Raw genomic sequence first — 1,962 nt, forward strand, 5'->3', positions numbered from 1 at the left:
CGGCATAGATCTTAGCAAGGGGCTTGAAATTTTAAAAGACCCTAGCGTCAAAACTATCACGATAGCAAATCCAAAGACCGCTCCTTACGGCACCGCAAGCGTACAGGCTTTCCAAAAAGCAGGGGTTTACGATGAGATCAAAGGCAAAATCGTAGAGGCAAAATCGATCGGCGAGGCTCTTTCGCAAGCGCTTAAAGCTTCCGACGTCGGCTTTATCGCGGCCAGCGCGATGTATGCGCCTAAAATGGCAAAGGGCGGCTGCAACGGCAAGCCTTGCAAGCAGGGCGAAAATTTCGTCTTGGTCGACACCAAGCTCTACGAGCCGATAGCTCAAGGTATGGTCGTGCTAAACCGCGCTAAAGACAATGCCGAAGTCAAGGCGTTTTATGATTTTATCCTAAGCGATAAGGGTAAAGAGATCTTTGCTAAGTACGGATACGAGTTTTAATGTTTAGGGCGAGAATCAACGAAATTTTACAAAAAGACGGCATCCATTCTGTAGGATTTATCGCGGGCGGTATTAAGCTGCGTGGCGTATTTCTGCAGCTAAGTAGCGAGCTTAAGGTGGGTAGCGAAGTTTACGTGGGCTTTAAAAGCACCGATGTGCTTTTATCTCGCGAAGCCCTAAGTGGTGTATCTAGCGAAAATGAAATTCACGGCAAGATTATGAGCCTAAGCTTAGGTGAAATTCTATGCACGCTCAGGTTTGAAGGCAAGATAAGCTTTGATGTGCTCATTAGCGCGCATTCTGCGCAGGAGCTTGCTTTACGCGAGGGCGACGAGGTTTTCGCATACGTTAGCGCCACTGCGATATATATAGAAAAATATGATAACGATTGATTGTAAGAAAAAAATCAGTGATGATTTCTCGATTGATGCTCGCTTAGAGATTAACAAAGGCTCGTTTGTGTGCCTATATGGGCGCAGCGGTAGCGGTAAGACTACACTGCTGCGCATTTTAGCGGGATTTTTGCGCGCAGATAGTGGTAGCATAAAAGATGGCGATCGTGTGCTGCAAGAAGGCAATGAATTCTTAAGTGCGGGCAAGCGCAGGATCGGCTTTTTGTTTCAAGACTATGCACTTTTTGAGAATATGAGCGTGACAGGCAATCTGCTTTTTGCCAGAAACGATCCGCAAAAAGCTGTGATGCTGCTTGAAATTTTAGAGCTTAGTGAGTTTGCAAAATCCGGCGTAGAGGGTCTTAGCGGCGGACAGAAGCAGCGCGTGGCACTTGCTCGCGCACTGATGCAAGAGCCTGAAATTTTGCTACTTGACGAGCCGCTTTCGGCGCTTGATTTTACGATGCGCGAAAAAATCCAAGAATATCTGCTAAAAATCCACGAGCAGTTTCATCAGACCGTGATTTTGGTAAGCCACGATGTGAGTGAGATTTATAGGCTTTGCAAGCGGGTTTATGAGATGAAGGACGGCAGGATCGTCCGCACCGGTACGCCGGAGGAAATTTTCCTTAAAACTAGAGGCTCACAGAAGTTTTCTTTCGTGGGCAAGATTGTCGATTTGCAAGCACGCGACGGGGTCAAAGTAGCTGTCGTAGCGATCGGCAGCCAGCTGTGCGAAGTGGTGCTAAGCAGTGCAGAAGCCGAGGGCTTGCAAGTAGGCGATGAGGTCAAAGCGGGTGCCAAAGCCTTTAATATCACTCTGCGTAAAATTTAAACTTGCAGGCAAGCTTGGGCGCGCCTGGGTGAGAAATTTCAACTAGATTAGAGATTTAAATACAGGCTTTTATGGAATTTAGACGAGGGATTTTGCGAAATTTTAGCTAGATTTGCCCGTAAAATACGGGGATGTTTTAAAATTTCATTCGCATCGCGCTTAGATTTTCATGAAACACAAAATTTAAACGCAGGCTAGAGTAAAACCGCAACGCTAGACTAGATAGCGTGTGGAAATTAAGCTTTAAATTTTAGATTTTGCGCAGGCAGGCGCCGTTAAATTTCTTC

3 protein-coding genes are annotated in these 1,962 nt (G+C 46.3%); all 3 read left to right on the forward strand.

Features of this window, described 5'->3' with window-relative positions:
* Window positions 1-448 (forward strand): molybdate ABC transporter substrate-binding protein (modA, locus tag Q0095_RS08570; protein WP_297883129.1); only part of this gene is annotated, 448 nt, incomplete at its 5' end.
* Window positions 448-840 carry a hypothetical protein gene (locus Q0095_RS08575; protein ID WP_297883130.1) on the forward strand — a complete coding sequence of 131 codons (393 nt, stop codon included), beginning with the start codon at window positions 448-450 and terminating at the stop codon, window positions 838-840. The genes modA and Q0095_RS08575, both read left to right, overlap by 1 nt.
* Complete coding sequence (locus Q0095_RS08580) at window positions 827-1,675, forward strand: ATP-binding cassette domain-containing protein (protein WP_297883131.1); 849 nt, start codon at window positions 827-829, stop codon at window positions 1,673-1,675. The genes Q0095_RS08575 and Q0095_RS08580 overlap by 14 nt, the downstream gene beginning before the upstream one ends.
* Window positions 1,676-1,962 lie beyond the last annotated feature (287 nt).

This window comes from uncultured Campylobacter sp., assembly GCF_938045535.1.
Classification (GTDB): Bacteria; Campylobacterota; Campylobacteria; order Campylobacterales; family Campylobacteraceae; genus Campylobacter_B.

Coding starts and splice junctions, on each gene's coding strand:
- Q0095_RS08575 (WP_297883130.1), top strand. CDS start 448: ATGTTTAGGGCGAGAATCAACGAAATTTTACAAAAAGACGGCATCCAT.
- Q0095_RS08580 (WP_297883131.1), top strand. CDS start 827: ATGATAACGATTGATTGTAAGAAAAAAATCAGTGATGATTTCTCGATT.